The organism is Nocardia sp. NPDC051832 (genome assembly GCF_040681285.1).
Lineage (GTDB): Bacteria > Actinomycetota > Actinomycetes > Mycobacteriales > Mycobacteriaceae > Nocardia.
Window position 1 is genome coordinate 1,862,519 of record NZ_JBFAYL010000001.1, and the last position, 23,840, is coordinate 1,886,358.

The 23,840-nt window shown below is 67.1% G+C and carries 21 protein-coding genes; 13 read left to right on the plus strand and 8 right to left on the minus strand.

Features of this window, described 5'->3' with window-relative positions; all coding sequences use genetic code 11:
- Window positions 1-192: 192 nt before the first annotated feature.
- Window positions 193-603, plus strand: a complete 411-nt coding sequence (locus AB0M14_RS08330) for a nitroreductase family deazaflavin-dependent oxidoreductase (RefSeq protein WP_364990440.1) — start codon at window positions 193-195, stop codon at window positions 601-603.
- On the opposite strand, the gene AB0M14_RS08335 is transcribed toward AB0M14_RS08330, so the two are convergent.
- On the minus strand, window positions 567-2,174 hold the full coding sequence (locus AB0M14_RS08335) for a GMC oxidoreductase (protein ID WP_364990443.1): 1,608 nt from the start codon (window positions 2,172-2,174) through the stop codon (window positions 567-569). The genes AB0M14_RS08330 and AB0M14_RS08335 overlap by 37 nt on opposite strands.
- Before the next feature lie 278 nt (window positions 2,175-2,452).
- Here AB0M14_RS08335 and AB0M14_RS08340 point away from each other — a divergent pair, with 278 nt between their 5' ends.
- From AB0M14_RS08340 to AB0M14_RS08385, 10 genes are all read left to right on the plus strand, one after another.
- Window positions 2,453-4,102: a hypothetical protein gene (locus AB0M14_RS08340; protein WP_364990446.1), complete on the plus strand. Its 1,650-nt coding sequence runs from the start codon at window positions 2,453-2,455 to the stop codon at window positions 4,100-4,102.
- Window positions 4,103-4,222: 120 nt separating this feature from the next.
- Window positions 4,223-5,077, plus strand: a complete 855-nt coding sequence (locus AB0M14_RS08345) for an ABC transporter permease (RefSeq protein WP_364990448.1) — start codon at window positions 4,223-4,225, stop codon at window positions 5,075-5,077.
- A complete protein-coding gene (locus tag AB0M14_RS08350; protein ID WP_364990450.1) occupies window positions 5,077-5,943 on the plus strand; it encodes an ABC transporter permease in 867 nt (288 codons plus the stop codon). The genes AB0M14_RS08345 and AB0M14_RS08350 overlap by 1 nt, the downstream gene beginning before the upstream one ends.
- Window positions 5,944-5,970: 27 nt before the next feature.
- Window positions 5,971-7,002: an MlaD family protein gene (locus AB0M14_RS08355; protein WP_364990453.1), complete on the plus strand. Its 1,032-nt coding sequence runs from the start codon at window positions 5,971-5,973 to the stop codon at window positions 7,000-7,002.
- Complete coding sequence (locus AB0M14_RS08360) at window positions 6,999-8,024, plus strand: MlaD family protein (protein WP_364990455.1); 1,026 nt, start codon at window positions 6,999-7,001, stop codon at window positions 8,022-8,024. Before AB0M14_RS08355 ends, AB0M14_RS08360 begins: the two co-directional genes overlap by 4 nt.
- The gene (locus AB0M14_RS08365; RefSeq protein ID WP_364990458.1) at window positions 8,012-9,010 is read left to right on the plus strand and encodes an MlaD family protein; all 999 of its coding nucleotides are present in this window, start codon (window positions 8,012-8,014) and stop codon (window positions 9,008-9,010) included. The genes AB0M14_RS08360 and AB0M14_RS08365 overlap by 13 nt, the downstream gene beginning before the upstream one ends.
- Window positions 9,007-10,107, plus strand: coding sequence for an MlaD family protein (locus tag AB0M14_RS08370; protein ID WP_364990461.1), 1,101 nt, complete (start codon window positions 9,007-9,009; stop codon window positions 10,105-10,107). The genes AB0M14_RS08365 and AB0M14_RS08370 overlap by 4 nt, the downstream gene beginning before the upstream one ends.
- Window positions 10,104-11,168 (plus strand): MlaD family protein, encoded by a 1,065-nt coding sequence (locus AB0M14_RS08375; protein WP_364990464.1) that lies wholly within the window; start codon window positions 10,104-10,106, stop codon window positions 11,166-11,168. The genes AB0M14_RS08370 and AB0M14_RS08375 overlap by 4 nt, the downstream gene beginning before the upstream one ends.
- A 20-nt stretch (window positions 11,169-11,188) precedes the next feature.
- A complete protein-coding gene (locus tag AB0M14_RS08380) occupies window positions 11,189-12,136 on the plus strand; it encodes an MlaD family protein (protein WP_364990466.1) in 948 nt (315 codons plus the stop codon).
- Window positions 12,137-12,154: 18 nt separating this feature from the next.
- Window positions 12,155-12,748 carry a hypothetical protein gene (locus AB0M14_RS08385; RefSeq protein ID WP_364990470.1) on the plus strand — a complete coding sequence of 198 codons (594 nt, stop codon included), beginning with the start codon at window positions 12,155-12,157 and terminating at the stop codon, window positions 12,746-12,748.
- Window positions 12,749-12,813: 65 nt separating this feature from the next.
- On the opposite strand, the gene AB0M14_RS08390 is transcribed toward AB0M14_RS08385, so the two are convergent.
- The 6 genes from AB0M14_RS08390 to AB0M14_RS08415 all read right to left on the minus strand — a co-directional run bounded on the left by AB0M14_RS08390 (window position 12,814) and on the right by AB0M14_RS08415 (window position 21,776).
- Entirely contained in the window at window positions 12,814-14,088 is a 1,275-nt protein-coding gene (locus AB0M14_RS08390; RefSeq protein WP_364991412.1) for a VCBS repeat-containing protein, read from the minus strand.
- Window positions 14,089-14,143: 55 nt separating this feature from the next.
- Window positions 14,144-15,898 (minus strand): long-chain fatty acid--CoA ligase, encoded by a 1,755-nt coding sequence (locus AB0M14_RS08395; RefSeq protein ID WP_364990473.1) that lies wholly within the window; start codon window positions 15,896-15,898, stop codon window positions 14,144-14,146.
- Entirely contained in the window at window positions 15,895-17,571 is a 1,677-nt protein-coding gene (locus AB0M14_RS08400) for a GMC family oxidoreductase (RefSeq protein WP_364990476.1), read from the minus strand. The genes AB0M14_RS08395 and AB0M14_RS08400 overlap by 4 nt, the downstream gene beginning before the upstream one ends.
- A complete protein-coding gene (locus AB0M14_RS08405) occupies window positions 17,568-19,130 on the minus strand; it encodes an aldehyde dehydrogenase family protein (protein ID WP_364990479.1) in 1,563 nt (520 codons plus the stop codon). The genes AB0M14_RS08400 and AB0M14_RS08405 overlap by 4 nt, the downstream gene beginning before the upstream one ends.
- On the minus strand, window positions 19,127-20,656 hold the full coding sequence (locus AB0M14_RS08410) for an NAD(P)/FAD-dependent oxidoreductase (protein ID WP_364990481.1): 1,530 nt from the start codon (window positions 20,654-20,656) through the stop codon (window positions 19,127-19,129). The genes AB0M14_RS08405 and AB0M14_RS08410 overlap by 4 nt, the downstream gene beginning before the upstream one ends.
- Before the next feature lie 169 nt (window positions 20,657-20,825).
- The gene (locus AB0M14_RS08415) at window positions 20,826-21,776 is read right to left on the minus strand and encodes a GlxA family transcriptional regulator (RefSeq protein ID WP_364991415.1); all 951 of its coding nucleotides are present in this window, start codon (window positions 21,774-21,776) and stop codon (window positions 20,826-20,828) included.
- A 94-nt stretch (window positions 21,777-21,870) separates the two neighbouring features.
- Here AB0M14_RS08415 and AB0M14_RS08420 point away from each other — a divergent pair, with 94 nt between their 5' ends.
- Window positions 21,871-22,506: an HD domain-containing protein gene (locus AB0M14_RS08420; protein WP_364990484.1), complete on the plus strand. Its 636-nt coding sequence runs from the start codon at window positions 21,871-21,873 to the stop codon at window positions 22,504-22,506.
- Between the two features lie 6 nt (window positions 22,507-22,512).
- Here the strand turns inward: AB0M14_RS08420 and AB0M14_RS08425 are convergent, their stop codons facing one another.
- Window positions 22,513-22,908, minus strand: a complete 396-nt coding sequence (locus AB0M14_RS08425; RefSeq protein WP_364990487.1) for a hypothetical protein — start codon at window positions 22,906-22,908, stop codon at window positions 22,513-22,515.
- 156 nt (window positions 22,909-23,064) lie between these two features.
- Here AB0M14_RS08425 and AB0M14_RS08430 point away from each other — a divergent pair, with 156 nt between their 5' ends.
- Complete coding sequence (locus AB0M14_RS08430; protein ID WP_364990490.1) at window positions 23,065-23,784, plus strand: alpha/beta hydrolase; 720 nt, start codon at window positions 23,065-23,067, stop codon at window positions 23,782-23,784.
- The last annotated feature ends 56 nt before the right edge of the window (window positions 23,785-23,840 follow it).

Genomic DNA, 23,840 nt, shown 5'->3' on the forward strand with positions numbered 1-23,840 from the left:
CGGAGCTGCACTTTCTCAGACGGTAGAGCCCGACGGACGCCCGGAACGCGCCATTAGACGCCATCAGTTTGATGTTTGCGGACAAGGACCGGCTGGCGGGAACTATCACCACTCTGTCCGCTCAGGACGTGGCGCCGCGCGCTGCGCACGGAATAGTTTCGGACCTTCGCCGCACTAGGTCAGGAGGGTTGCGTGGTTCGCAGCAAGGGAAATATCGAGTCCAGGGGTATCGCACCGGCGTGGTTACCCGCTTTCAACCGTGCCGTTGTCAACCGCTTCGCGCGCCTCTATGCCGGAAAGATTCCGCCGTACAGCGTGCTGCACCATATCGGCCGAAAATCCGGAAAGCCGTTCTCGAATCCGGTGCTCGCTCATTACGACGCGGGTTCGGTGTTCATTCCGCTCCCCTACGGCACGAAATCCGACTGGGTTCGTAACGTGCTCGCCGCCGACGGCGGCGCGGCGACCTACCGCCGCACCACCCTGACGTTCCGGAATCCCCGGGTGCTCGACGCGGCGGAGGCCGAGGCGTTGCCCCGGCGGGTCCGGCGCTACACCCGGTTGGTTCACGTTCTCGTGGCCGACGTGGTCGAGGGCACGTGAGCCATGGCGGCCTCGGCCATGGCGCAGATCGTGAGGCTGGGATTGACGCCCACATTCGCCGGCACCGCGGCGCCGTCGCACACCAGCAGGTTGGTGTAGCCGAAAACCCGGTGGTGCCGGTCGATTACGCCGCGTTCGCGATCGGCTCCGATGACCGCACCGCCCAGGAAATGCGCGGTCATCGGAGCCGAGCCCAGGGTTTCGCCGAGCGAGGCGAGCGGGCGGCCGTTCATCTTCCGCGCCGCCAGCGCCGCCACCCGGCGCGCGATGTCCACGGCGGATTCGCCATCGGACTGCGCCCGCACCGCCTCGGTCTGCAATCCGCCGGGTCCGAAGCCCTTGCGTAGTCGCAGGGCTACGTCGGTGCCGCGCATGACTGTGAAGATGATGGTGCGCCGTGACCAAGGTCCGCGCCGCAGCAGGCTCAGCAGATAACCCGGATAGGCCCACAGGAATTGGGCCCAGCGCCCGGGGGTCGTGCGCGCAGTGGTGGCGGGGCCGTAGGACAGCGCCAGCAGACCACCGCCGTCGCCGTAGGTGTTGTTGGTGAAATGTGTGTGCTCGTCGAGGAAGATGCTCGAGGTGATGGCGGCGTCGCCGCGATAATCCGCGCCGCGCACCCCGGTGGTGGCGGCCGGAATGGATTCGTCGTTGGTACGCACCACCTCGCCCAGCCGGTCCGACAACTCCGGCAGCGAGCCGTTGCGCTTACAGGCGGCCAGCAGTTCGTTGGTGCCCAGCGCACCGGCTGCGACCACCACGCCGCGTGCGGTGAATTCCCTTGTGCTGCCGGGCCATAAACCTGGACGCCGCACGCGCAGCCGGAAACCGTGTTCGCCGCTTCCGCCACCGAGCGGCGCGATGTCGAAGACCTTCAGATCGGCCAGCACCGTGGTCCCAGCCCGCTCCGCCAGCCACAGGTAGTTCTTGGGCAGGCTGTTCTTCGCGCCGTACCGGCAGCCCAGCATGCACTGCCCACACCGCACGCAGCCGGTGCGCGCCGGACCCGCACCGTCGAAATACGGGTCCGGCACAGTCTTTCCATTCTCGCCGAAATACACCGCCAGTGGGGTACGCCGATAGCCCTGTGGCACACCGAGTTCGGCAGCCAGCTCGCGCATGAGCCCGTCGACCGGTCGCGCGTCCCGATAGGCCGCGACGCCGAACATTCGGCTCGCGGTCTCGAAATGCGGCGCCAATTCCGAACGCCAGTCCGCCAATTCGGCCCATTGCGGATGTTTGTAGAAGTCGTCGCTGTGTGGCTGGTACATCGTATTGGCGTAGACCAGGCTGCCGCCGCCTACGCCCACTCCCGCCAGCACCATGGCGTGTTTATAGGGAGCCAGCCGAAGAATTCCACGCAGGCCGACGGCGGGTAGCCAGAGGAACTTGGTGAGCTGTGTAGCCTTTTCGGCGAAATCGGCGTCCTCGAAGCGGCGGCCCTGCTCGAGCACGCCGACCCGATATCCCTTCTCGGACAGGCGCAGCGCGGAGACACTGGCTCCGAAACCACTGCCGACAACGATCCAATCGAAGTCGAACCCACCGTTCCCGGATTGGGAATTGTCCACGTCGTAACCCTCCGCGCTGCCGATTTCCGGGCACGGTATCCGGGATCACGTAAATACGGCCAGCACAGCTACGGACGAACGATTGATACTTTCAGCCTGGTCTCCGCCGCGGTTGTCCGACCGATTCAGGCAGTTAGCGGCACTGCCCAGTACTTGACATGAGTAGTCGATAGATAGACTATTTCCGACTCGTTTCCGCCGGTCAGAGCCTTGGCGAGGAAACCTTCCTAGTCTGTTGCCGCTGCGCCCACGCAGCGAAGCGACGAGAGGTTCGGGCAATGCGCACAGAAGAGGTCCTGGGACTGGACGACGGCATCCGGTTGAGCATGGTGACCCATCGGATACCGCTGCCCGACGGTTTTCCAGCACACCCGGCCGAGTGCGATGAGCTGCGGCACCTCCGGGTGAAACTGGCCGAGACACCTGATGACCCCGCCGCCGCGGATGCTGTGGTCGCGTTGCTGCCCGGGGCGATCGCCGGAGCCCGCTCGCTGCAACCGCTGGCCCGCAACACCGTTCGCAACCTGCGAGCCGGCGGCGTACGCGCCGAAGTGTGGGTGCTGGACCGCCGAGCCAACGGCGTGGAGGACCATTCGGCCATCGAGGTCGCCATGGCCGAAGGCGACTATCGCCTGGCTTTCGACTATTACTGGGGTGGCCGAGCGATCGGCGGGCGCACCTTCGCGGGTTTCCACTCCGACCGCGATCTCGGCTATCTGGCCGAATTCGGTATGGCTCGCACGGTCGAGGACGCGCACGCCGTGCTCGTAGCTGAGCTTCCCGATCCCGACAGCCGGGCGCGGAAGTTGTTTCTCGGCGGGCACTCACTGGGCGGCATACAAGCGGGGACCTATGCCGCCTGGGACTTCGACGGTCGCCCCGGCCACGAGCAGATCGCCGGTCTGGTCGCGCTGGACACCGTCGTGCACCTGGATCCGCTGCGGCTGCACCAGCGACCGCGGCTGGCCAAACCGCTCACCGCCCTGGCCCGCACCGTGGAACGCGCGCCGGCCGCCATGCGCCGCGGGTTGGCGCCGCGCAGTACCGCGATCATGAAGGGCGGCTGGGGCAATGCTGAAATCTTCGCGCTCGTCGCCGCGGTGGGAGCGGCGGCCACGCTCGCTCCGCACGAGGAATCCGACATCTTGCGGCTGCTGCCGGACACCGGGTCGGCGGCCAAGGCGGTACGCGGGTCCACGGCCCGCAGCTGGCGCGAATTCCTCACTCGGACACCCGATTACCGCGACCTGCGGCTCACCAACCAGGCACTGCTCGGGCTGCTGAGCGGGGCGCACACCTCGATGAATTTCGCGATCCTCTCGATGAGCTGCGGCACGCTGGACAGCGACGCGGTCGCGCCCCGCACCTTTCCGCTGAGTTTCGAGGCCGGCCAGCGGGCCCCCCTCAGTGCGTTGTACAAGGCGGTCTGTGGCACCGCACCGCGCTACAGCCCGACCTCCGTCGACACCCTCTATCGCTGGCGCGACTACGACCGGTGCGGAACCGCCGACGCCCCAGCACAATTCACGCGCACCGGGATTCCCGCGGCGACCGCGCGCAGCGAGGTGGTCAGCATCGTGGAACTGGCCGAGATCCTGGCCGGCGGGCGGCTCAATGTGTTCGAGGACTACTTCCCCACCCGCCAGCAGCTCGACGCCGTGGCCACCCTGGGCGGCTGCCGCACCGGATCGCTGGCCGCGATCAAGCACGAACGGGGTGCGGCCCGACTGCCGTTCATCCATCTGATGGGCGAATCCAGTTTCACCAATGTGCTCGCGCGCTGGGACGTGTTCCCCGCACAGCATGTGCACTGGTTTCCCGGCTATCTGCACTGCGATGTGGCGGCGGGGGCGCATCCGCGCGCGGATGGCAGTCCGGAGCCGATCGCCGCGGCCCTGGCCGACTTTGTGCGGGCGGGCGCGGGCTGAAAACGTCAATCGCCTGGCTGGCGCTGTCATGGGACTGGGCGCGGACACTGCATAACCTGCATAAAAGCCGCGGCCCGGTCGACTTCCGGTATCGCCGCGGCGTATCAGGGAGGACAGGGTATGCGGCCAGAGTCGACAGCTCCGGCGCGGGGTGAGCCGACCACGGCACTGCAGATTGTCCGCCGGAACTTCACCGATGTCGCAGTCGCGAGCGTGCGCACCTTCGGCAGGACCGTCGAACTCGCCGTCGAGGCCCTCCGCGGCGGCTTCGGCGATATCGTCGCGCGCCGGTTCCCCTGGCGCGAAATGCTGCACCAAGCTTGGTATCTGATCACCGTCACCGCGCTGCCGGCCATCCTGATGGCGGTGCCGTTCGGTGTGGTCGTCTCGGTACAGGTGGGCAATCTGATCCATCAGCTCGGTGCGGATTCGCTGATCGGGGCGGCCGGCGGACTCGGCGTCATCCAGCAGGGCGCGCCGATCGCCACCGGTCTGCTGCTCGGCGGTGCGGGTGCTTCGGCCATCGCCTCCGACCTCGGGGCGCGGACGGTGCGCGAGGAGATCGACGCGCTGCGCGTCATGGGTATCAATCCGGTGCAACGCCTGGTGATTCCGCGAGTCGCGGCCATGGTGCTGGTAGCGCCCTTGTTGAATGTCCTGATCATCTTCGTCGGCATCGTGGCCGGATACTTCGTGGCCATCGGCGCGCAGAACGTGACGCCAGGTAGCTACTGGGCCACCTTCGGCGCGTTCACCGTGCTCACCGATGTGTGGATTTCGCTGGCAAAGGCGGTGCTGTTCGGCTTCCTCGTGGTGATCGTCGCCTGTCAGCGCGGACTGGAGGCGCGCGGCGGGCCGCGCGGGGTGGCCGACGGGGTCAACGCGGCGGTGGTGTTGTCGGTGGCCTCGATCATCGTGGTCAACCTGCTGATCACCCAGGTGGTCACCATGTTCTTTCCGATGCGGGTGGCGTGATGACCGCTACCCCGTACGTTCCCAAGGGTTTACGCACCGTCGGCAAACTCGCGCGTCATCCGGAGAAGGCGCTCTCGCCGCTGGAGAACGCCGGGTTCGCGCTCGGGTTCCTCTGGCAGGCGCTGTCCGGAATTCCGTTGACGCTGCGGCGCTATCGGGGCCAGACGCTGCGCACCATCACCGATATGACGTGGGGCCGTGGCTCATTCATCGTCGGCGGTGGAACGGTGCCGATGCTGGTGGTGCTGGGTGTGGCCATCGGTGCGGGCGTGGGCATCCAGGCCTTCGCGGCGCTGGACCTGATCGGGCTCGGCGCGATGTCGGGCGTGGTGTCCGCGTTCGCCAATACGCGCGAGCTGGCGCCGATCGCCGCGGCCATCGGCTTCGCCGCCCAGGCGGGGTGCCGGATGACCGCCGAAATCGGATCCATGCGTATCTCCGAGGAGATCGATGCCCTCGAATCCCTTGGGCTGCGGTCGATTCCGTTCGTGGTGACCACGCGGGTGATCGCGGGGGCGGCGGCGATCGTCCCGACCTTCCTGATCGCGCTCATCCTGTCGTATCTGTCCTGCTCGGCGGTGATCGTATTGCTGCACGGCCAGGCCGACGGCGTCTACGACCACTACTTCTTCCAGTTCGCCAGCGGCTACGACATTCTCGCCGCGGTCCTCAAGATTCTGGTGTTCGGTGTCGCGGTGATCCTGATCCATTGCTACTACGGCTTTTTCGCCGCCGGCGGCCCGGAAGGCGTCGGCATCGCCGCGGGCCGGGCAGTACGCGCCAGCTTCGTCGCCATCATCGGCTTGGACATGGTGCTGACGCTGCTGCTGTGGGGCATCAATTCCGCTATCGAATTCCCGGGGTGAGGCGTGCCGAACTATGCGATGCCCGGCGTGACTATCACCCGGAACCGAGCTCGAACCGCCGGCGCGTTGCTGGCGGTGTTCCTGATGCTGATCGTCGTCGCCTGGAGCAGTTGCGCCGATCGCGCACCACAGGACCGTATCCGGGTGCACCTGCGCACCGAGCTGATCGGTGAGGGCATCGTCGCCGGCGCCGCCGTGCGTTTCGACGGCGTCGCCGTCGGCAAGATCACCGAGGTGGCTCCGATCGCGCAGGGCCGCCAGCAGCTGACGCTGGACCTGGACCGCGTCCAGATCGAGGGCCTCACCGACGCGCTCACGGTGGATTACGCGCCGGAGAACCTCTTCGGCGTGAGCACCGTGGCGCTGCGCAAGTCCGCGGGCGGCAGCCCGCTGCGGGACGGGCAGCAGATCGATCTCGCGGGCAAGGTCTCCGACGTGACCATGGGCGCGCTGCTGCGCCAGCTCACCAGCACCGCCACCGATGTGCTCACGCCGGAGCTGACCGCCCTGTTCAGGCAGATCAACACCGATCTGCGGGCGTTCACGCCGATGCTGGAAGCGGTGCTCATGCTCAACACCGTCGTGGCCGACACGCAGCAGTACCCGATGTCCTTCCTGCTCGGGCAGTACAGCGAATTCTTCGACGGCTTCGGCGAATTCACCTCGGCCACCTTCAAATTGGCCAAGGCGGTGCTCGATATCGAGGTCTTCATCACCGAGCGCGACCGCTACAACGCCGCCATCGAAATGCTGCGCACCGGTGTGCTCGGCGGGCTGTCGGAGACCGTGTCGGTCCTGGGCACCCATTTCGGCGCGGCCACCGACCAGCTCGCACCGACCGTCCAGGCGCTGGCGGACACCATCCCGGCTCCGGCGACTTCGCGGACACAGCTGACCGAGACCCTCGAGCGGCTGCATCGCCTCTTCGCCGATACGTCGGCGGGACCGACGGTGAACGTTGGAGTCACTCTGAAAGGTGTTCCTGCCATTGGTATTCCGATGCTCGGCCAGCAGGCGTTCGAGGAGCTGACCAACGCGCGGCCGGAGGGGGAACGATGAAACAGAGTACGACGCGCGCGGTGCTGGTGCGACTCGGGCTGTTCACCACGGCCATGATCGCGCTGCTATTGGTGGTCATCAGCGCCATCGTCCGGCCGGTGGCTGGTGAAACCACCGGCTACTTCGGTGTTTTCAGTGATGTGAGCGGCCTGAAGACCGGCGACGATGTGCGAATGTACGGCATGCAGGTGGGCAAAGTGGTCGGCATCGAACTACACGGAGCACAGGCCACGGTGGAGTTCACCGTGCAGCGGGATCGCCCCGTGTATCACAGCAGCACCCTGGCCATTCGGTACCAAACCCTCACCGGACAGCGATATTTGGACGTCAGGCAACCCGACGGTCCTGGAGACCTGTTGCGATCCGGCGCCACCATCGGCGTCGACAACACCATCCCCTCCTTCGATATCACCCAGCTGTTCAACGGATTACAGCCGGTACTCGCGGAGTTCTCCCCCGGGGCGCTCAATCAGTTCACCGAGAGCGTGCTCGCCGTGGTGGAAGGCAACGGCGACGGCATCGGCCCGGCACTGGACGCTTTCGAGAAGCTGAGCCGCTACGTCTCCGACCGGCAAGCGGTGCTGCACCTGATAGTGGCGAACCTGCAGCACATTTCGGGCCAGATCGGCGGCAAGTCGCCGCATCTGATCACGCTGCTCAACGGTCTGGCCGACGTCTTCACCTCCTTCCGTAAGGAATTGGACGGCCTGCTCGCCTTCGCGGCTGCCGCGCCGTCCACGCTGGCGCCGCTGAACGCTCTGCTGGCGACGCTGGGGTTCACCGAGGGCGAGAATCCGGATCTCGAGCTGGACATCGGGCGGCTGTTCCCGAACCCGGACGACGCGCTGGACGCGCTGGGCCGCCTGCCCGGCCTGCTGCAATCGCTGGCCACTCTCATGCCGCCCGCGACCAGCAGCACCGCGAGCTTAATCGATATGCACTGCGGCAATGGGCAGGCCGAGGTGCCCGCGCCGTTCTCCGTGCTCATCTCCGGCCAGAGGATCTCGATATGCAAGAACTGACGGGGGCGGAGCAGCCGGTGTCCCGATCCACCGCCGCGAGGCGCGAACTCACCTTCGGGCTCTTCGGTGTGTTCGCCCTGGTCGCCGTGCTGGTCGCGGTCGGCGTCATCTATGTGCTGCCCCTCGGCAAGGCCACCTACACCGCCGAGCTGACCGAGGCTCGCTCGGTGCGGGTCGGGGACGAGATCCGGGTCGCCGGTATTCATGTCGGCCGGGTGCAGGAACTGGAGCTGCGGGCGGATCGGGTCTGGATGCGCTTCCGCATCGACAAGGAGGTCTTCCTCGGTGACGCCACCGCACTGGAGGTGCGCATGCTGACCGTGGTCGGCGGCCACTACATCGCGGCGTTCCCGGCAGGTTCGAAACCGCTGGGCAGCACTCCGATTCCGGCGGAGCGAGTACGCCTGCCGTACAGCCTGATCCGCACCCTGCAAGACGCCGCGACCCCGATCACCGAGGTGAACGGGGACACACTGCGCCAGAACTTCGGCGCCCTACAGGATGCGCTGGCCGGGAGCCCGGAATCCCTGCGGCGCATCGGCAATGCCATGGAGACCCTGGTCGGCATGCTGAACCGGCAGAACGCCGGCGTCTCACAGGCGTTGACGGTGATGGACGAGTACCTGACCGCGATCAACGACAACCGGGGTCTGGTCGGTACCTTCATTCGCGAGATCGGCGGCCTCGAAACCGCCGGTCTGGCGAAGAAGGCCGAGATCGCCGAGTCCCTGCGGGTCACGGGCCAGCTGCTGTCCCGGATCGCCGCCATCGAACCCACCTGGGACATCCATCTGGAGCCCTTGGCCGACAGGCTGGCCGAATCGGTGCCGCAGCTCGAGGATCTGGGCCGGCGCTTCGATCAGGCGCTGCACAACCTCGGCGTGATCAAGGCGCGGCTGTCGGCCTCGATCACCCCGGCCGAGGGCGTAGTGATCGATCAGTCTCAGGTGTGCGTCCCGCTGCCGGGAAAGGCGTGCCGATCGTGAAACGCGTTCTGGGATCACCCGGTTTCGTCACCGTGTCCGCCGTGGCGCTGGTGGCGGCGCTGACCCTGGCCGCCTATCTGGTGGCGTTCAATCCGCTGCGCAAGACCCTGTCCTATTGCGCGATCATGCCCGACGCGGTCGGCCTGTACGAGGGCAACCACGTGACCATGCTCGGTCTGCCCGTCGGTACCGTGACCGCGGTCGCCCCCGAAGGCACCGGCGCGCGTGTCGATTTCACCGTCGACGCCGACCATCCGCTGCGCGGCGAGGTCACCGCCACCACGGTCTCGGACACCCTGGTCGCCGACCGCGCGCTGGAAGTGCTCGGCGACAACCAATCCGGCACGCGATGGCGGCCGGACACCTGCATCGCCAAGACCTTCACACCCAAGAGCATCACCGAGACGCTGGAGGCTTTCTCCGGTCTCGCCGATCAGCTCACCGGACACGGCGATCCCGCCGAGAAGGCGCGGCTGGCCGGCAGCGTGGCGACGTTCGATCGGGCCACCGAGAACACCGGCGCCAAGCTGAACCAGCTCATCAAAAACCTTGGCGCCGCGCTGAATTCGCCCGACGCGGCGATCGGCCACCTGGGCGGGATGATCGACGCGTTCGGTGCGCTCGCCGCGAGTGTGGCGATCAATTGGGCCGACATCAAGATCGCCCTCACCCAGGCCGAGGAGGGCATCGGGTTCATCAACCAGGTGTGGGGCCGCACCGTACAGATCGTCGACTCGCTGCTGGTGATCCTGCCGTGGTTCAACGAGATCTTCCGCAAGCACGGCCGGCCCGTCCTGCGCGGCTTGGACGCGGCCATTCCGAAGGTGCGGATGCTGGGGGCGGGCATCTCCGGGCTGCAGAAGCTGATCGAGCTGATCCCCGCACTGGTCACCACCTTCCAGCAGGCCATCGATCCGGAGACCGGGCAGGTGCGGGTCACCTACCGGGCGCCGGAGGTGGCGCTGCCGCAAGACAATGCCGAACAACTGTGCACCGTGGCCAATGCGCTGCACCCGGGCAGTTGCCGCACTGCGGGCAACGGACTGGCGAATGTGAATTTGGTGCCGCTGGTGCTGGGAATCGCGGGGGCACAATGAGAACGGAATCCCGCGGGCGGCGCGTACTGGCCGGAACCGCATTGCTGGTGGCGGCGACCCTGCCCGCCGGCTGTGGATTCAATCCGGCCACCGTGCCGATGCCGGGCGCGTCGGTTTCCGGCGACAGCTACGACGTGCACATCCGATTCGCCAGCGCGCTGAACCTGCCCGCGCAGGCGAAGGTCGTCGCCAATGGCGCGAAGGTCGGCACTCTGCGTTCGATGTCTGTGGTGGATCCCTCGGCCTCGGGCCCGGGCGGTATCGACGCGGTGGTCCGCATCAGCAGTTCGGTCCGGCTGCCCAGGTCGACCACGGTGCAGTTGCGGCAGAACACGATTCTGGGCGATATCTTCATCGGGCTTACCACTCCGCTCGACGACACCGGCGACACCATCGCGCCGGGCGGTACCATCCCGCAGACCCAGACCAAACCCGCGCTGCAAGTGGAGGATCTGCTGGTCGGCATGTCGGCTTTCGTGGGCGGCGGGGCCATGCATCAGGTCCAGGAGATCATCAATCAGACCAATGCCACACTGCCCGCGCAGCAGTCGGAGACGGCGCGCGTCTTCGACCGGCTCGGCAGCAATATCGAGGACCTCGGCGCCAACCAGCACGTTCTCGACGCCGCCCTGGCCGCCTTCCGTAAGGACCTGGACGCGGTCATGGACAATCCGCGTGAGCTCGCGGCACTGCTGAGCGAACGCGGCGCGGTCGACATTCCCGCCGATGTGCAAGCCCTGGTGAACACCCTCGGCATCGTGGGTTCACTCGGCGGCATCGCGGAGTCACTGCTCTGGCTGACCCCCATGCTGTACGCCGGCGACGCGGCCGCGAAGGCCTTCGTGCCGTTGCTGTTCGGCGACAGTCCACTGGATCTGACCGCGCCGTCCAACATGAACCGGCTGATCGCGCTGTTGCGCGACAAGATCGTTCCGTACGTGGCGCAGGGACCGAAGCTGAATATCAGCCGGGTGGAGGTCGCCGGCGCGTCCGGGCCGCCGCGGGAGGAGCAGGTCGAAGCCATGGTGCGGGCACTGCGGATGATCGGGGTGGTGCGGTGAAGCCCGGTTCGCTCGCGTCGGTGGCGAGTATCCTCGCGATCCTGGTGATCGGCAGCGCATACCTCACTTTCGGTGTGGCGCGGGTGGATTGGCTCGACGAGCAGATCGAGGCCACCATGACGGTGCCGGAATCCGGTGGGCTACTGCCACGCTCGAAGGTACTGCTGTCGGGAGTACAGGTCGGGCAGGTGCGCACGGTGCGGCACGTGCCCGCCGGGGTCGAGGTGCGCTTCCGGGTCGACGGCGACTACCGAATTCCGCTGGCCAGCAAAATCCGGATCGAGGGCCTGTCCGGACTCGGTGAGGCGTCGGTGGATTTCCGGCCGGAAACCGCGGACGGACCGTACCTGCGCGACGGGCAGACGGTGGCAGCGGACAAGGTCCGCACGCCCAGGTCCATTCCGGATGTCGCCCGCACCAGCACCGAACTGCTGCGGCAACTGAATCCGGAGGCGCTGGCCTCCATCGTGGATACCTTCAGCACGGCCATGTCCGGCACGGAAACCGTGATACCGCGGCTATCACGGTCCACCGACCTGCTGGCGGCGACCCTGCTCGCCCGCACCGACGTCATCCGGGACATGTTGCTGTCCATGCAGTCCCGGGCCACCGACATGGAGTGGACCGGACCGGCGCTGCGCGGCGCGTCCGGGCCGTGGGCCGCTTTCGGCCCTCGGGTCGCGGAGGTGGCGGACTCGATCGCCCGGGTCATTCGCGAAGGCGACGCACCCGATTCGTTCCTGGAGAACAACGGTCAGACCATTGGCTTGGTGCCGTTCCTGCGCGAGACCACCGCACGCCTGGACGTGATGGGTCCGGAATTCGCGCCCCTGTGGCCGATGCTCGCGCCGCTGCTCGCGCAGGGACCGCCGCTGGTCGGACAACTGGACCTGGGCAGCCTGATTTCTCAGGCACTGCACGCCACCACCGACGACGGCACGCTGCACCTGCAGATCGCCGTGAAGTAACCAACCTCAGGAGGACCCATGACCGCCGACCTCGACGAGGACAACGTGACTGACACAGCGGCTTCGGAATCCGCTGGGCCTCGAGCGAACCGGTCGGTAGCCGTCCCGGTAACCACGCTGGCCTGGTCCGGCGCCGTAGCGGTACCGGTCGTCGTGTCGGTCCTGCTGGGCGGCTATCTCCTCTCCGCCCGTAACGAGCTCGCCGACCGCACCGCCGCCGCCGCGGATCAGGCGCACGCCGAACAGGTCGCCACCGACTACGCGGTCGGCGCGTCCAAGGTCGACTTCGCCGACTTCGGCGCCTGGGTGATCCGGCTCAAGGCCAACACCGCTCCCGCCCTGGCCACCAAATTCGATGCCAGCGCACCGAAGCTTCAGGACCTGCTCGTCCCGCTGAAGTGGACCTCGAGCGGCACCCCCATCGCGGCCCGAGTGCAGCGCGAGCAGAACGGGGCCTACACGGTGAACGTATTCGTCAACGTCACCTCCACCAACGCCCAGAGCCCCGAGGGCGCGCAAACCACCGTCACCTACAACGTGACCGTCGACCGCAACGCGGACTGGAAGGTCACCGACGTCGGCGGCATGGACGGCGCGCTGCCCTTGAAATAACCACTCGATACGAACGAGGGCCGGCATGCGTTGCGGCATGCCGGCCCTGCCCCTGGGCGGCGCGTTCAGCGAGTGATGTTGAGCAACACCGACAATGACTGGCGACCGGTCAGCGACAGGAAGCCGCCGGACACCACATCGGGCTTACCGTCGGCATTGAAATCGGCGGTGTCGAGGGAGTTCGGGGCCCAGCCACCGTCACCGATGAGGACCGGCGCTTCGAAGGAAATCGCCGGCGCACCCGGCGCTGTGACGTTGCGCAGGAAGCTCAGCTCGTTGCGGATGTTCGGATACGGGCTGGTGAGGATGGCGTCCGGGACGCCGTCGCCGTCGAAATCCGCGACGGCGGTGTTCTCGGTGGCCCACCCGCCCGCCTGATGCGCCTGGGCGCCGTCGATCAGGGTCGCGAAGGCCGGGTTCGGAGATCCAGCGGGTGTGCGGTTCACCGAGGAGAACATGCCGACCAGCGGATTGCCGAGGATGCCGACGTCGGACATGAGGTCCGGTCTGCCGTCGGCGTTCATATCCGACAGGCCGACCCAGGTGGAGAACGGGAACAGGTAGGTGGTCGGGCGCAGATCCGGCGTCGGCGCGCCGTCCGGAGTGAAGTTCATCAGGAAGGTGACGGTGTTGGAGCTGGTCTCACCGATCGCGAGATCGACCTTGCCGTCGCCGTTGATGTCGCCCGCGGCGATGCCCTCGGTGGTGAGGCCACCGTTGAAGAAGAACGGCCCGCTGAAAGTCGGTGTGTCCGAGCCGGAACCGGTGGTGTTCAGCAGCACCTGAGTAGTGCCGATGAACGCGTTGGCGACTCCGCCGACGACCAAATCGGGTTTACCGTCGTTGTTGATATCGGCCGGTGTCACCACCGCGGGCATCAGACCGCCCGCGAAATGCCGCGGAGCTCCGAAACTGGGTGTATCCGAGCCGTTTTCGGTCTGATTGAGCAGCACCACCACGCCGCCGTTGCCGAGTTTGGAGGCATCGGTGGCGATCAGATCCGGCTTACCGTCGCCATTGACGTCGGACACATTGCAGCCGAAGGCCAATGGAACACCCGCCACATTGAACGGAGCGCTGAAATCGGCCTTCAGCGAACCAGACGCGGTGCGATTGAGCAGGACCGACAAGCCGCCCCAGCCGCCCTGGAGGGAATCGCAGGTGACGATATCGGTATTGCCGTCGGCATTCAGGTCGGCGGCCTTGATGAAGAACGGCGCACCGGCAGCGGTGTCGAAGAACTGCGCGGGTGCGAAATCAATCGCGTTCACTGCGTGTGCCTGGCCGCCGCTCACCATCGTTGCCACGCCGAGCACCGAAACCGTGGCGGCCCGGATCATTCCGCGCAATTCACTCTCCTGACAGTAGTGACAAGGTGTTCTGAATCTGTGTTGCTCAGGGGTACATCAGCGCGATTTCGGCGGCGTAGCGCTCGAGAATCGGCTGGCGCTTGAGTTTCAGGGTGGGCGTCAGCAGCTCGCCGCCCGGCTCCCAGACCTCCGGCAGGATCGTGAAATTCTTGATCTGCTCCACCCGCGCGAGGCTCGCATTCGCCTGTACCACCGCCGCTTCGACGACGCGGCGGACACCCGGATCGGCAGCGAGGGCGGCCGGAGCGGCGTCAGCCAGGCCATTGCGGGCGGCGTAGGCCGCCGCGGCGTCGGGGTCGAGGGTGAGCAGCGCCGTCACGTGCGGCAGTCGATCGCCGACCGCCACCACCTGCCCGAGCAGCGGGCAGGCCACCCGCAGCGCGCCCTCGATATTGTTCGGGGACATGTTCTTTCCCCCGGAATTGATGATGATCTCCTTCTTGCGGCCCACGATGCGGTAGTAGCCGTCGAGGTCGACCGTGGCGAGATCGCCGCTGTGCAGCCAGCCTTCGGCGTCGATCGCCGACGCGGTCTGCTCGGGCGCGTCGCGGTAGCGCGGCATGACCATCGGCCCGCGAATCAGCAGTTCACCGTCGTCGGCGAGCGCGAGTTCGCAGGTCGGGATGGCGGGACCGACGGTGCCGATCCGCCAGGCGTGCGGCGGATTCAAGGTGGCGACGGCCGCGCATTCGGACATGCCCCAGGTCTCCAGCACCGGCAAGCCCAAGCCGAGCACGAACTCGTGCGCCTCGGGTGCGATCGGGGCGGCCCCCGAGACGGCCAGGCGGGCACGATCCAGACCGAGCGTGCCGCGAAGTTTCGCCAGCACCAGCCGTTGCGCGAGGGCATGTCGCACCCGCAGCGAGCCCGCGAGCGGCCGGCCCGCGGAAGCTTGCCGCGCTACCTCCCGGCCGACGTCCAATGCCCAGGTCGCCAGCGCCTTCTTGACGCCTGACTGTTCGGCGACCGCCGCTTCGATCGCGGCCTTGAGCTTGTACCAGGTTTGCGGTACACCCAGGAAGATGGTGGGCCGTACCGCTTTCAGCGCGTCCCCGATCTGCCGGAGGTTGGCCAGCGTCGCGATCCGGACCCCGAAGATCTGGCTCGCGTAGTGGCACAGCATCCGATTCGCCACGTGCGCGTCGGGCAGGTAGGAGATCATCTCGTCGGCCGGGCCGAGCGCGGCCATGGCATCGACAGCCTTGTGCACGGCAAGGATATTGGTGTGGGTCAGCTCCACTCCCTTCGGCGGGCCGGTGGTGCCTGAGGTGTAAATGATCGTCGCGGGCGCCTCGGGATCGACAGCGCGCCAGGCGGATTCGAAGTCGAAATCCGGATCTCCGAGGGCTTCCAGATCGGCCACGGTCATCAGCTCACCGACCTTGTCGAGGCAGATCAGTCGTTCCACGGCCTGTGCGGCGGTCAGCACCTCCACGAATTGCTTCTCACACAACACAATCCGGTTCCCCGCATTGGCGAACACCTGATTGATCTGCTCCGGCGGGTTGGAATTGTAGATCGAGAACGGGATCGCGCCGAGGTGCAGCACCGCGGTGTCGAGTAGATGGAATTCGGGACGGTTGGTCAGCATCAAACCGACCGTGTCGCCGGGACGGACGCCGAGCGCCGCCAGGCCCGCGGCCAGGCGGCGTACCCGCTCGGCGTATTCGCCCCAGGTGACGACTACGGTGTCGTCGGCCGTGCGCAGCGCCACCGCGTAGGGAGCGACGGCGGCCGTGGACTGGAAGGCCTCGCAGAGGGTTTTGGCGGTGACGGTCACGATGGTTCTCCGGAATCGGGTGCGGTAACGGCGTCGGCGAACCGGATCGGTTGCGCCACTGCCGATCCCGGCTTGGGCGGAAGGAAACTCAGGGCGCGCTCGGCCAGCGCGGTGATGGTGAGGCTCGGATTGACGCCCACGTTGGCCGGGATCGCCGCACCGTCGCACACCAGCAGGTTGGTGTAGCCGTAGACCCGGTGCCGGGCGTCGATCACGCCGGTGGCCGGGCTGTCGCCGATCGGCGCGCCCCCGAGGATGTGTGCGGTGGTGGGTATCGAGAACAACGCCTCGGGTACCGCGGCCTGCACCACCCCGCCGGTCTTGTCCGCGATCCACCCGGCGGCGTCGTAGCCCGCCTTGATGAAACTCGGAATCGGGTGCCGCGGATCGGGTTTCGTGGTCAGGACCGGATAACCGGACGGCAGCCGGAACCGCACCCGCAACGAGATCGAGTCGTCGGCCGACTGCATGGTCGTGAGCAGCATGCTGCGGCGCGACGCGTGCCGGATCCGGCCGGCTCGTATCAGCTGCCGGGGCCGGCGCAGGGCGGTGGCCAGGAAATACAGCGGCCGGGTGCGTCTGCTGCCGTGCGGGGTCGCGAGTGTGGTGAGCAGCGACATCATGTCGCCCTTGGCGCCGTAGGTCGGTGGCTGGATATGGGTGTGCGCGTCGGTATTGATGCCGGAGGTCAGCGCCACACCGGTGGCGAAATCGTAGCTGTCATCCGGAACGGTGACCGCGAGGATCGATTCGCTGTTGGTGCGCACCAGTTGGCCGACCCGGTCGGACAGCCTCGGCAGTGCACCGGACAGCTTGCAGCGCAACAACAGCCGATTGGTGCCGAGCGCGCCGCCCGCCACGATCACCCCGCGCGCGGTCAGCGTCCGCCGGTCACGCCGCAGCCAGCTGCCGGAACGGACCGAAGTGACGGTGTATCCGTCGCTGCCGTCCGGATTGCCCAGTGGCCGGATATCGGTGACCATCCGCTCGGGCAGGATCGCGCAGCCGTGCTGCTCGGCGAACCACAGGTAGTTCTTTTCCAAGGTGTTCTTGGCATTGTGCGGACAGCCGAGCATGCAGCCACCGCACCGGACACAGGCGGCGCGATCGGGGCCAGCGCCGCCGAAATACGGGTCGGGCACGGTCTTTCCGGGTTCGTGCTGCCCAGGCGTGCCCAGGAACACCCCGACTCGGCTGCGGGCGTAAGTGGCGCCGTAGCCGTGCGTGTCCGCGTACTCCTTCAGCAGGAGGTCGGCGGTGTCGTCCCGGTCGTAGGTGACCACACCCAGCATGCGTTCCGCGGTGTCCAGATGCGGAGCGAGTTCGGCATTCCAGTCGCCCAGATGCGCCCACTGCGGGTGCGCCGCGAACTCGGGTGTGGGCCGGTAGAGGGTATTCGCGTAGCCGAGCGAGCCGCCGCCGACGCCCGCGCCGGTCGCGATCAGCACGTCCTTGAAGAGGGTGGGCCGGAAGATGCCGCGCATGCCGAGCGCGGGCAGGAAATAGTACCGGTGCGGTTTGCCCGCGGCGGCGGCGAAGTCAGCATCGGAGAAGCGGCTGCCGGCCTCCAAAACCGCTACCCGATAGCCCTTCTCGCTCAGACGCAGCGCCGAAACACTGCCGCCGAACCCCGAACCTATGACCAGCCAGTCGAAATCGAAATCGTCGCTCATGACACCGTGCCGGACTTCCTGCCGCCGAGTGGTTTCGGCAGTTTGCGCAAGCCGCGTGCGTCGAGGACACGCATCAGCGCGGCGATCGCCCGGAAACGCCGCCGGGTGAGCGGATACCACAGCGGCTCACGCGCGAGGGCGGGGCCGCGCGGCACCGTGATCGCCTGCTGCCGGCAGTACTTCCGGATTCCGGCGGCCCCGCCCCAGCGCGCGCCGATCCCGGAGTCCTTCCAGCCGCCCATCGGCAGCGCGAAACTGAACGTATTGGCCAGGGCGTCATTGACATTGACCGCGCCGACCTCCAACCGGCGGGCGAGTCGCTCGCCGCGGCGACGATCACCGGTCCACACAGTGGCCGAGAGGCCGTAGACCGAATCGTTGGCCAGCCGGACCGCCTCCTCCTCGTCGGCCACCCGCACGACCGGGATGGTCGGGCCGAAGGTCTCCTCGGCGATACAGGACATGGATTGCTCGACATCGGCCAGCACGGTCGGCTCGAAGAACGTGCCCACCTCGGTGGCATTGCCGCCCACCGTGATTCGCGCTCCCGCCGCGACGGCCTCGGTGACATGGCGTTGTACGAGATCGCGCTGGCCGGCGGTGGCCAGCGCCCCGATGTCGTAGTCGAAGTCCCGCCCGTCCTGGCCCATGCGCATCCCCTCGACCGCGGCGGTCAGCGCTGTGACGAATGCGTCGTACACCGGCGCTTCGACATACACGCGCTCTACCGAGACGCACACCTGACCCGAATTGAACAGCGCACCATGGGCGATGCCCGCCGCGGCGCGGTCGATATCGGCGTCGGCGAGCACGATTGCCGGATCCTTGCCGCCCAGCTCCAGGCTGTGCGGGGTGAGGGTTTGCGCGCAGGCCGCCGCGATCGCCCTCCCGGTCCGGGTGGATCCGGTGAACTGCACATAGTCGGCGACAGCCACCACGGCCCGGCCGGTCGCACCGCGGCCGGTGGCCACCGAGAACACCGGTGGCGCACCGATGTCCGACCAGCCACGAGCCAGTTCCAGCGCGCTCAGCGGGGTGACCTCGGAGGGTTTGACCAGCACCCCCGCGCCGGCCAGCAGCGCCGGGATGGCGTCCGAGCACAAGTTGAGCAGGGGAAAGTTCCAGGGCGTGATGATCCCGACCACCGGATACGGCCGGTAGGTCAGCATAAGCCGTTTGGCGCGGCCGAAGGGGCTGTGCGGTGCGGGTCGCTCGTCGGCGAGGAACCGCTCCGCCTTACCAGCCCAGTACTTGATCAGGTCGATCGCGCCGAAAACCTCCAGTTCTGCGTCGGCCCGGATCTTGCCGCTTTCGGACTGCACCGTGTCGGCCAACTCCGCGTGGTGATCGAGCAGCCAATCCTGCAGCCGGAACAGCCATTTCGCGCGCTCGCGCGCGCCGCTGGCCTCCCAGTGCGGCTGGGCCCGGCGCAGTCCGGCCGCGTTCACGGCGACCTGTTCGGCCGATTCGTCGGGCACCTGGGCGACAAAGCGGCCGTCCGCCGGATTGCGCACCTCGATCCCGCTCCGGCCCGGATCGTCTGCGACCGAGCTCGTCATGCCGTCCGTCCGGGCGGCGTGGTCCAGTAGCTGTAGTCCTCCAACGGGAAGAATTTGTTGCTCCACCACATTTCGGCGTGAGTGGTGGGCCGGATGGCGGCTACGTCATGGTGTTCGTTGATGTAGTAGGTGTTGGCGGACTCACAATCGTTGTTGAGCCACAGCGCGCTGCGATGACGTCGCAGGCACTTGCGCCAGTAGCGCTCGTGTGGCTCCGGCCGGATCTCGGCGAGAGTGGCGGCGCGGTTCCGGGCGGCCATGATGACCCGCCGGGCGTGCCGGGCCGTGCATTCGATCATCGCGATGTAGGACGCGGCGGCGAAGCCGTACGGTCCGGTGATCATGAACAAGTTGGGGAACCCGGGGACCGAAACACCCTGGTAGGCCTGGAATCGGTGCTCCTGCCAGAATTCACCGAGCTCGTGGTCGCGGCCCCGGATCGGAAACGGCGGCGTCGCACCCGATTCCATCACCTTGAAACCGGTGGCGCAGACCAGCACGTCGACCTCGTGCTCGGTGCCGTCGCTGGTGACGATTGCCGTCGGAGTGATCTTCTGAATCGGGTCGGTGATCAGGGACACGTGGTCCCGGGTGAAGGTGCGCAGATATTTGTTCGACACCGACGGCCGTTTGCACCCCAGCGCATAGTCCGGCGTCAGGCGCGCCCGCAGCGCCGGATCGGTGACCTGAGTTCCGTACCAGCGCTTGATGATCCGACCGGTCAGCCCGATCAGGGGATTGGTCGCCCGGTAGAAGACCCCCGCGGTCGAGACACCCGTGTCGAAGGTTGTCATGACCGCCAGCCGGACCAGCCGCCGGAGGCCGGGCACGCCGTCGAGCAATTGCTTGGGACCCCAGTCGATCGGGAAATCCACCTTGGGGACGACCCAGATGGGGGTGCGCTGGAACACCGACAGCTGTGCGGCTTGCTCGGCCAGCTCCGGAATCAATTGCAGCGCGGTCGCTCCGGTACCGATAACCGCGATGCGCTTGCCCTGATAGTCGTACTCGTGGTCCCAGCGCGCGGTGTGCACCACCTTGCCCGCGAACTCATCCACCCCCGCGATGTCGGGCATGCGCGGCACCTCGAGTCCGCCGACCGCGCCGATCAGGAAGCGGGCGGTGAACGATTCGCCGCCGGTCTCGATCCGCCAGCGATGCGTTTCGTCATCCCAGGTCGCGCCGGTGACGTGGGTTTCGAGGCGGATGTGCTGACGCAGCGAGTACTCGTCCGCGATCTGATCGGCGTAGGCCTTCACCTCCGCGCCCGGCGCGAACAATCGCGACCACGTCCTGGGCGCCGCATAGGAGAAGCTGTAATAGACAGACGGAATATCTACCGCCACACCGGGATAGGTGTTCGCGTGCCATGTTCCGCCGATATCGCTGTTCTTATCCAGGATGACGAACCGATCGATACCTGCGCGGCGCAGCTCGACGGCCGCGCCCAGCCCGCCGAATCCCGCCCCGATGATGGCGACCTCGAAATCGGGCTCGGGCAGTGCGTGCGGGAAAGACGGCGTCATCGCTACGGAGTTCCTTTCGACAGTTCCATTTCAGAACCTATGCCGAGCGAGCCCCGATCAACCTTTCCTCGCTAGCCAAGTAATTGACCTTCGGCGCCAAGCAACCTGTGGTGTCGACCCGCCCGAACCCGCTGACTACCAAGATCGGACGGCGCAGTAGCCGCGGCGATCACCCGCCCGGCAGACTGGTCCGGAACCGGGCGCGGTAGGCGGAGGGGCTTACGCCCAAGTGCCGGAGGAAGATTCGGCGCAGGGATTCGTCGCTGCCCAGCCCGGATCGCCGAGCGGACTGGGTGACGGTTTCCCCAGATTCCAACATCGATTGGGCGGCCTCCAAGCGGACGGTCTCCACGAACGCCGCGGGTGTGGTGTTCAGGTGTTCGCGGAACAGGCGGGTGAGGTGGCGGACGCTCAGCGTGGCGCGGGTGGCCATGGCAGGTAGGGAGTGGTCGGCGGCGGGGTCGGCGAGGATGTCGTCCAGTAGGGCGCGCAAGGGGTCGTGGCGGGGGCGCGGGAGTCGCGAGGCAACCGAGAATTGAGATTGCCCGCCGGGGCGTTGGAGGAATACCACCAGATCGCGTGCCACTTCCCGGGCCAGGTCCGCGCCTTCGTCCTCCTCGACCAATGCCAGGGCCAGGTCGATGCCGGCGCTGACGCCGGCGGAGGTGTAGAGCGTGCCGTCGCGGACGTAGAGGGCGTCCGGCTCGACGGTGATGTTCGGGTGTGCGCGGGCGAGGACACCCGTGTGCCGCCAGTGCGTGGTGGCGCGGCGGCCGTCCAGGACCCCGGCCTGGGCCAACGCAAACGCTCCGGTGCAGACCGAGGCCAGGCGGCGGGATGAGGCGGCGAAAGCCGGTATGACGTCGACGAGTTCGCGGGGAGCGGGCGCGTGCGGCAACCGGCTCGAACCGGGAACGATGACGGTGTGCGCACCATGGATGTCCGCATAGGACGCGCTCACCGTGAGGCTCGTACCCGCCGAGGCGCGGACCGGTGCGCCGGTCGGGGAACAGAGGACGAGCTCGTAGTCGCCGCCCAAATCCGTTGCGGTACTGAACACTTCCATCGGTGCGGTGGCATCTAGTAGCCGGACGCCTTCGTATACCGCCACCGCGATCATGCGACTCACCCGATCAGACTAATGGCCGAATCTGTGGGGTTCCCGTCCGGATGGACATGGCCCGGGAGGGCGTGCCAGGACGAAGCTCGAAGCCATGACAACGATCGCCGATATCCGCATCCCCGACAGCGCCCTGGCCCGCGAGGCCACCGAATTGGTACAAGACTCAGCCTCTGCCTTGATCTTCGATCACTCCCGGCGCGTGTTCCTGTTCGGATCGCTGCAAGGGCGACGCCGTGGCCTGGATTTCGATCCCGAACTGCTCTACGTCGGCGCGATGTTCCATGATCTCGGGTTGACCGAACGTTACCGGGACGCCACACAGCGCTTCGAGATCGATGGAGCGGACGAGGCTCGAAAGTTCCTGCACGCACACGGGATCGGCGACGATCGCGCCGAACTCGTCTGGACGGCAATCGCTTTGCACACCACTCCGGAGATTCCGGCCCGCATGGCTCCCGAGATCGCCCTCGTCACGGCGGGTGTCGAACTGGATGTGCTCGGCATCGGGTATCACGACATTTCGGCAGCGGCCCGCGATGCGGTGGTGGCGGCCCATCCCCGCCCGGACTTCAAGAACCGCATTCTGTCCGCGTTCACCGACGGCATCGCGCACCGCCCGGCCTCGACGTTCGGGAATGTGAAAGCCGATGTGCTGGAACGCTTCTCCCCCGGCTACGGGCGACCGAACTTCGTCGACGTCATCGAGGGTTCGGACTGGCCCGAGTAACTGAGCTCAGCAGCGGCGCCAGTCGATGTAATGCGCCCATTGCGGATGCGGCGTACCGCAATCGGACCAGGCGTCGATCACTACACCCAACTCCATCGGCGCACCCGCACACGAGGCAGTCGACGGGATTCCCGGTGCGACAGTCGGTCCCGGCACCGACCATTGCCCCGGGACCGGCAGCACCACCGGCCCGAGGATCGCCGGCATGATGCCGATGCACCGCACACCCGCCCGGTGCACGCCGTCACCGCCGGCACAGCGTGAGGTTGCGGCGGTAGGTGTGCGGTCGAGGGCGCACCCCTCGGGCGCGGCGGCGGCAGTACCTGAGCCGATCAGCGACAGCCCGGAGCCCAGCCCCACGGCGGCTACAACGCCGACGGTGTTTCGCAAGAAGTTCCGCATTCCAGTCCTCCTGATCGCGCGATTGCCGAAAACCCTAGTCCCTGATGGGGTTACCGCCCGGCAGGCAGCACCCAGTCGATGCAACGCAGCCTTGCGTGACACAACGCCAACGAGCTAGATTGCAACGCAACGTTGCGTTGCATTCGGAGGTGTGGAATGTCAGTTCTCCCGATCGTTCTCGTGCACGGAATCCGGCTCAGCGGGCAATGCTGGTCAGCTGTCCGTGAACAACTCGGCCCGGAACGGCCGGTCACGGCAGTCGACCTGCCAGGCCATGGAAGCAGGCGCGGCGAGCACTTCACACTGCCCGCCGCGATCGAGGCCATCCACGCCGAGATCGATCGCGTCGGCGGCCGGGCGGTCCTGGTCGGACACTCCCTCGGCGGCTTCGCGAGTAGCGCGGCAGCGGCCGCGGACCCGTCGAAGGCCGCGGGCCTGGTGCTGGCCGGCGCCAGCACCTCACCCACCCGCGCCAACACAACACCCTTCGCCCTCATGCACCACGCACTGTCACGCAGGCCCGACGGCGGCGCTCGAATCAGCGGCCGGATCTTCGACGCGGTCCTCCCACCCCGCGTAGCAAGCGACGTCAAGAACGGCGGCATCGCCACCGAAGCCATCCCGGACGTCATCACCGCCCTCCGTGACTTCGACCTACGACGCAACCTCCAGCGCTACCCCGGCCCAACCTGGCTCATCAACGGCGCACGCGATCACCTCCGCGCGGAAGAGCAACGGTCACTGACCGCGTGCGAGCAGGGCCGCCTACTCGTCATCCCACGGTCCGGCCATTACCTTCCCCTCGCCCAGCCGACCGTCTTCTCGCGTCTCATCGCGGACGTCGCCGCGTCATGCCAGTATCAGGAAGGTTCGTAACCGAAAGACCTGTCCGCGAACACGAGGAGCGGCATGTACCGAGAGCCGACGCCCGC

Excerpts from the sequence above, each read along its gene's own strand:
- AB0M14_RS08340 (WP_364990446.1), top strand. The coding sequence starts at position 2,453 with ATGCGCACAGAAGAGGTCCTGGGACTGGACGACGGCATCCGGTTGAGC.
- AB0M14_RS08345 (WP_364990448.1), top strand. The coding sequence starts at position 4,223 with ATGCGGCCAGAGTCGACAGCTCCGGCGCGGGGTGAGCCGACCACGGCA.
- AB0M14_RS08350 (WP_364990450.1), top strand. The coding sequence starts at position 5,077 with ATGACCGCTACCCCGTACGTTCCCAAGGGTTTACGCACCGTCGGCAAA.
- AB0M14_RS08360 (WP_364990455.1), top strand. The coding sequence starts at position 6,999 with ATGAAACAGAGTACGACGCGCGCGGTGCTGGTGCGACTCGGGCTGTTC.
- AB0M14_RS08365 (WP_364990458.1), top strand. The coding sequence starts at position 8,012 with ATGCAAGAACTGACGGGGGCGGAGCAGCCGGTGTCCCGATCCACCGCC.
- AB0M14_RS08375 (WP_364990464.1), top strand. The coding sequence starts at position 10,104 with ATGAGAACGGAATCCCGCGGGCGGCGCGTACTGGCCGGAACCGCATTG.
- AB0M14_RS08385 (WP_364990470.1), top strand. The coding sequence starts at position 12,155 with ATGACCGCCGACCTCGACGAGGACAACGTGACTGACACAGCGGCTTCG.
- AB0M14_RS08390 (WP_364991412.1), bottom strand. The coding sequence starts at position 14,088 with ATGATCCGGGCCGCCACGGTTTCGGTGCTCGGCGTGGCAACGATGGTG.
- AB0M14_RS08400 (WP_364990476.1), bottom strand. The coding sequence starts at position 17,571 with ATGAGCGACGATTTCGATTTCGACTGGCTGGTCATAGGTTCGGGGTTC.
- AB0M14_RS08405 (WP_364990479.1), bottom strand. The coding sequence starts at position 19,130 with ATGACGAGCTCGGTCGCAGACGATCCGGGCCGGAGCGGGATCGAGGTG.
- AB0M14_RS08410 (WP_364990481.1), bottom strand. The coding sequence starts at position 20,656 with ATGACGCCGTCTTTCCCGCACGCACTGCCCGAGCCCGATTTCGAGGTC.
- AB0M14_RS08415 (WP_364991415.1), bottom strand. The coding sequence starts at position 21,776 with ATGATCGCGGTGGCGGTATACGAAGGCGTCCGGCTACTAGATGCCACC.
- AB0M14_RS08420 (WP_364990484.1), top strand. The coding sequence starts at position 21,871 with ATGACAACGATCGCCGATATCCGCATCCCCGACAGCGCCCTGGCCCGC.
- AB0M14_RS08425 (WP_364990487.1), bottom strand. The coding sequence starts at position 22,908 with ATGCGGAACTTCTTGCGAAACACCGTCGGCGTTGTAGCCGCCGTGGGG.
- AB0M14_RS08430 (WP_364990490.1), top strand. The coding sequence starts at position 23,065 with ATGTCAGTTCTCCCGATCGTTCTCGTGCACGGAATCCGGCTCAGCGGG.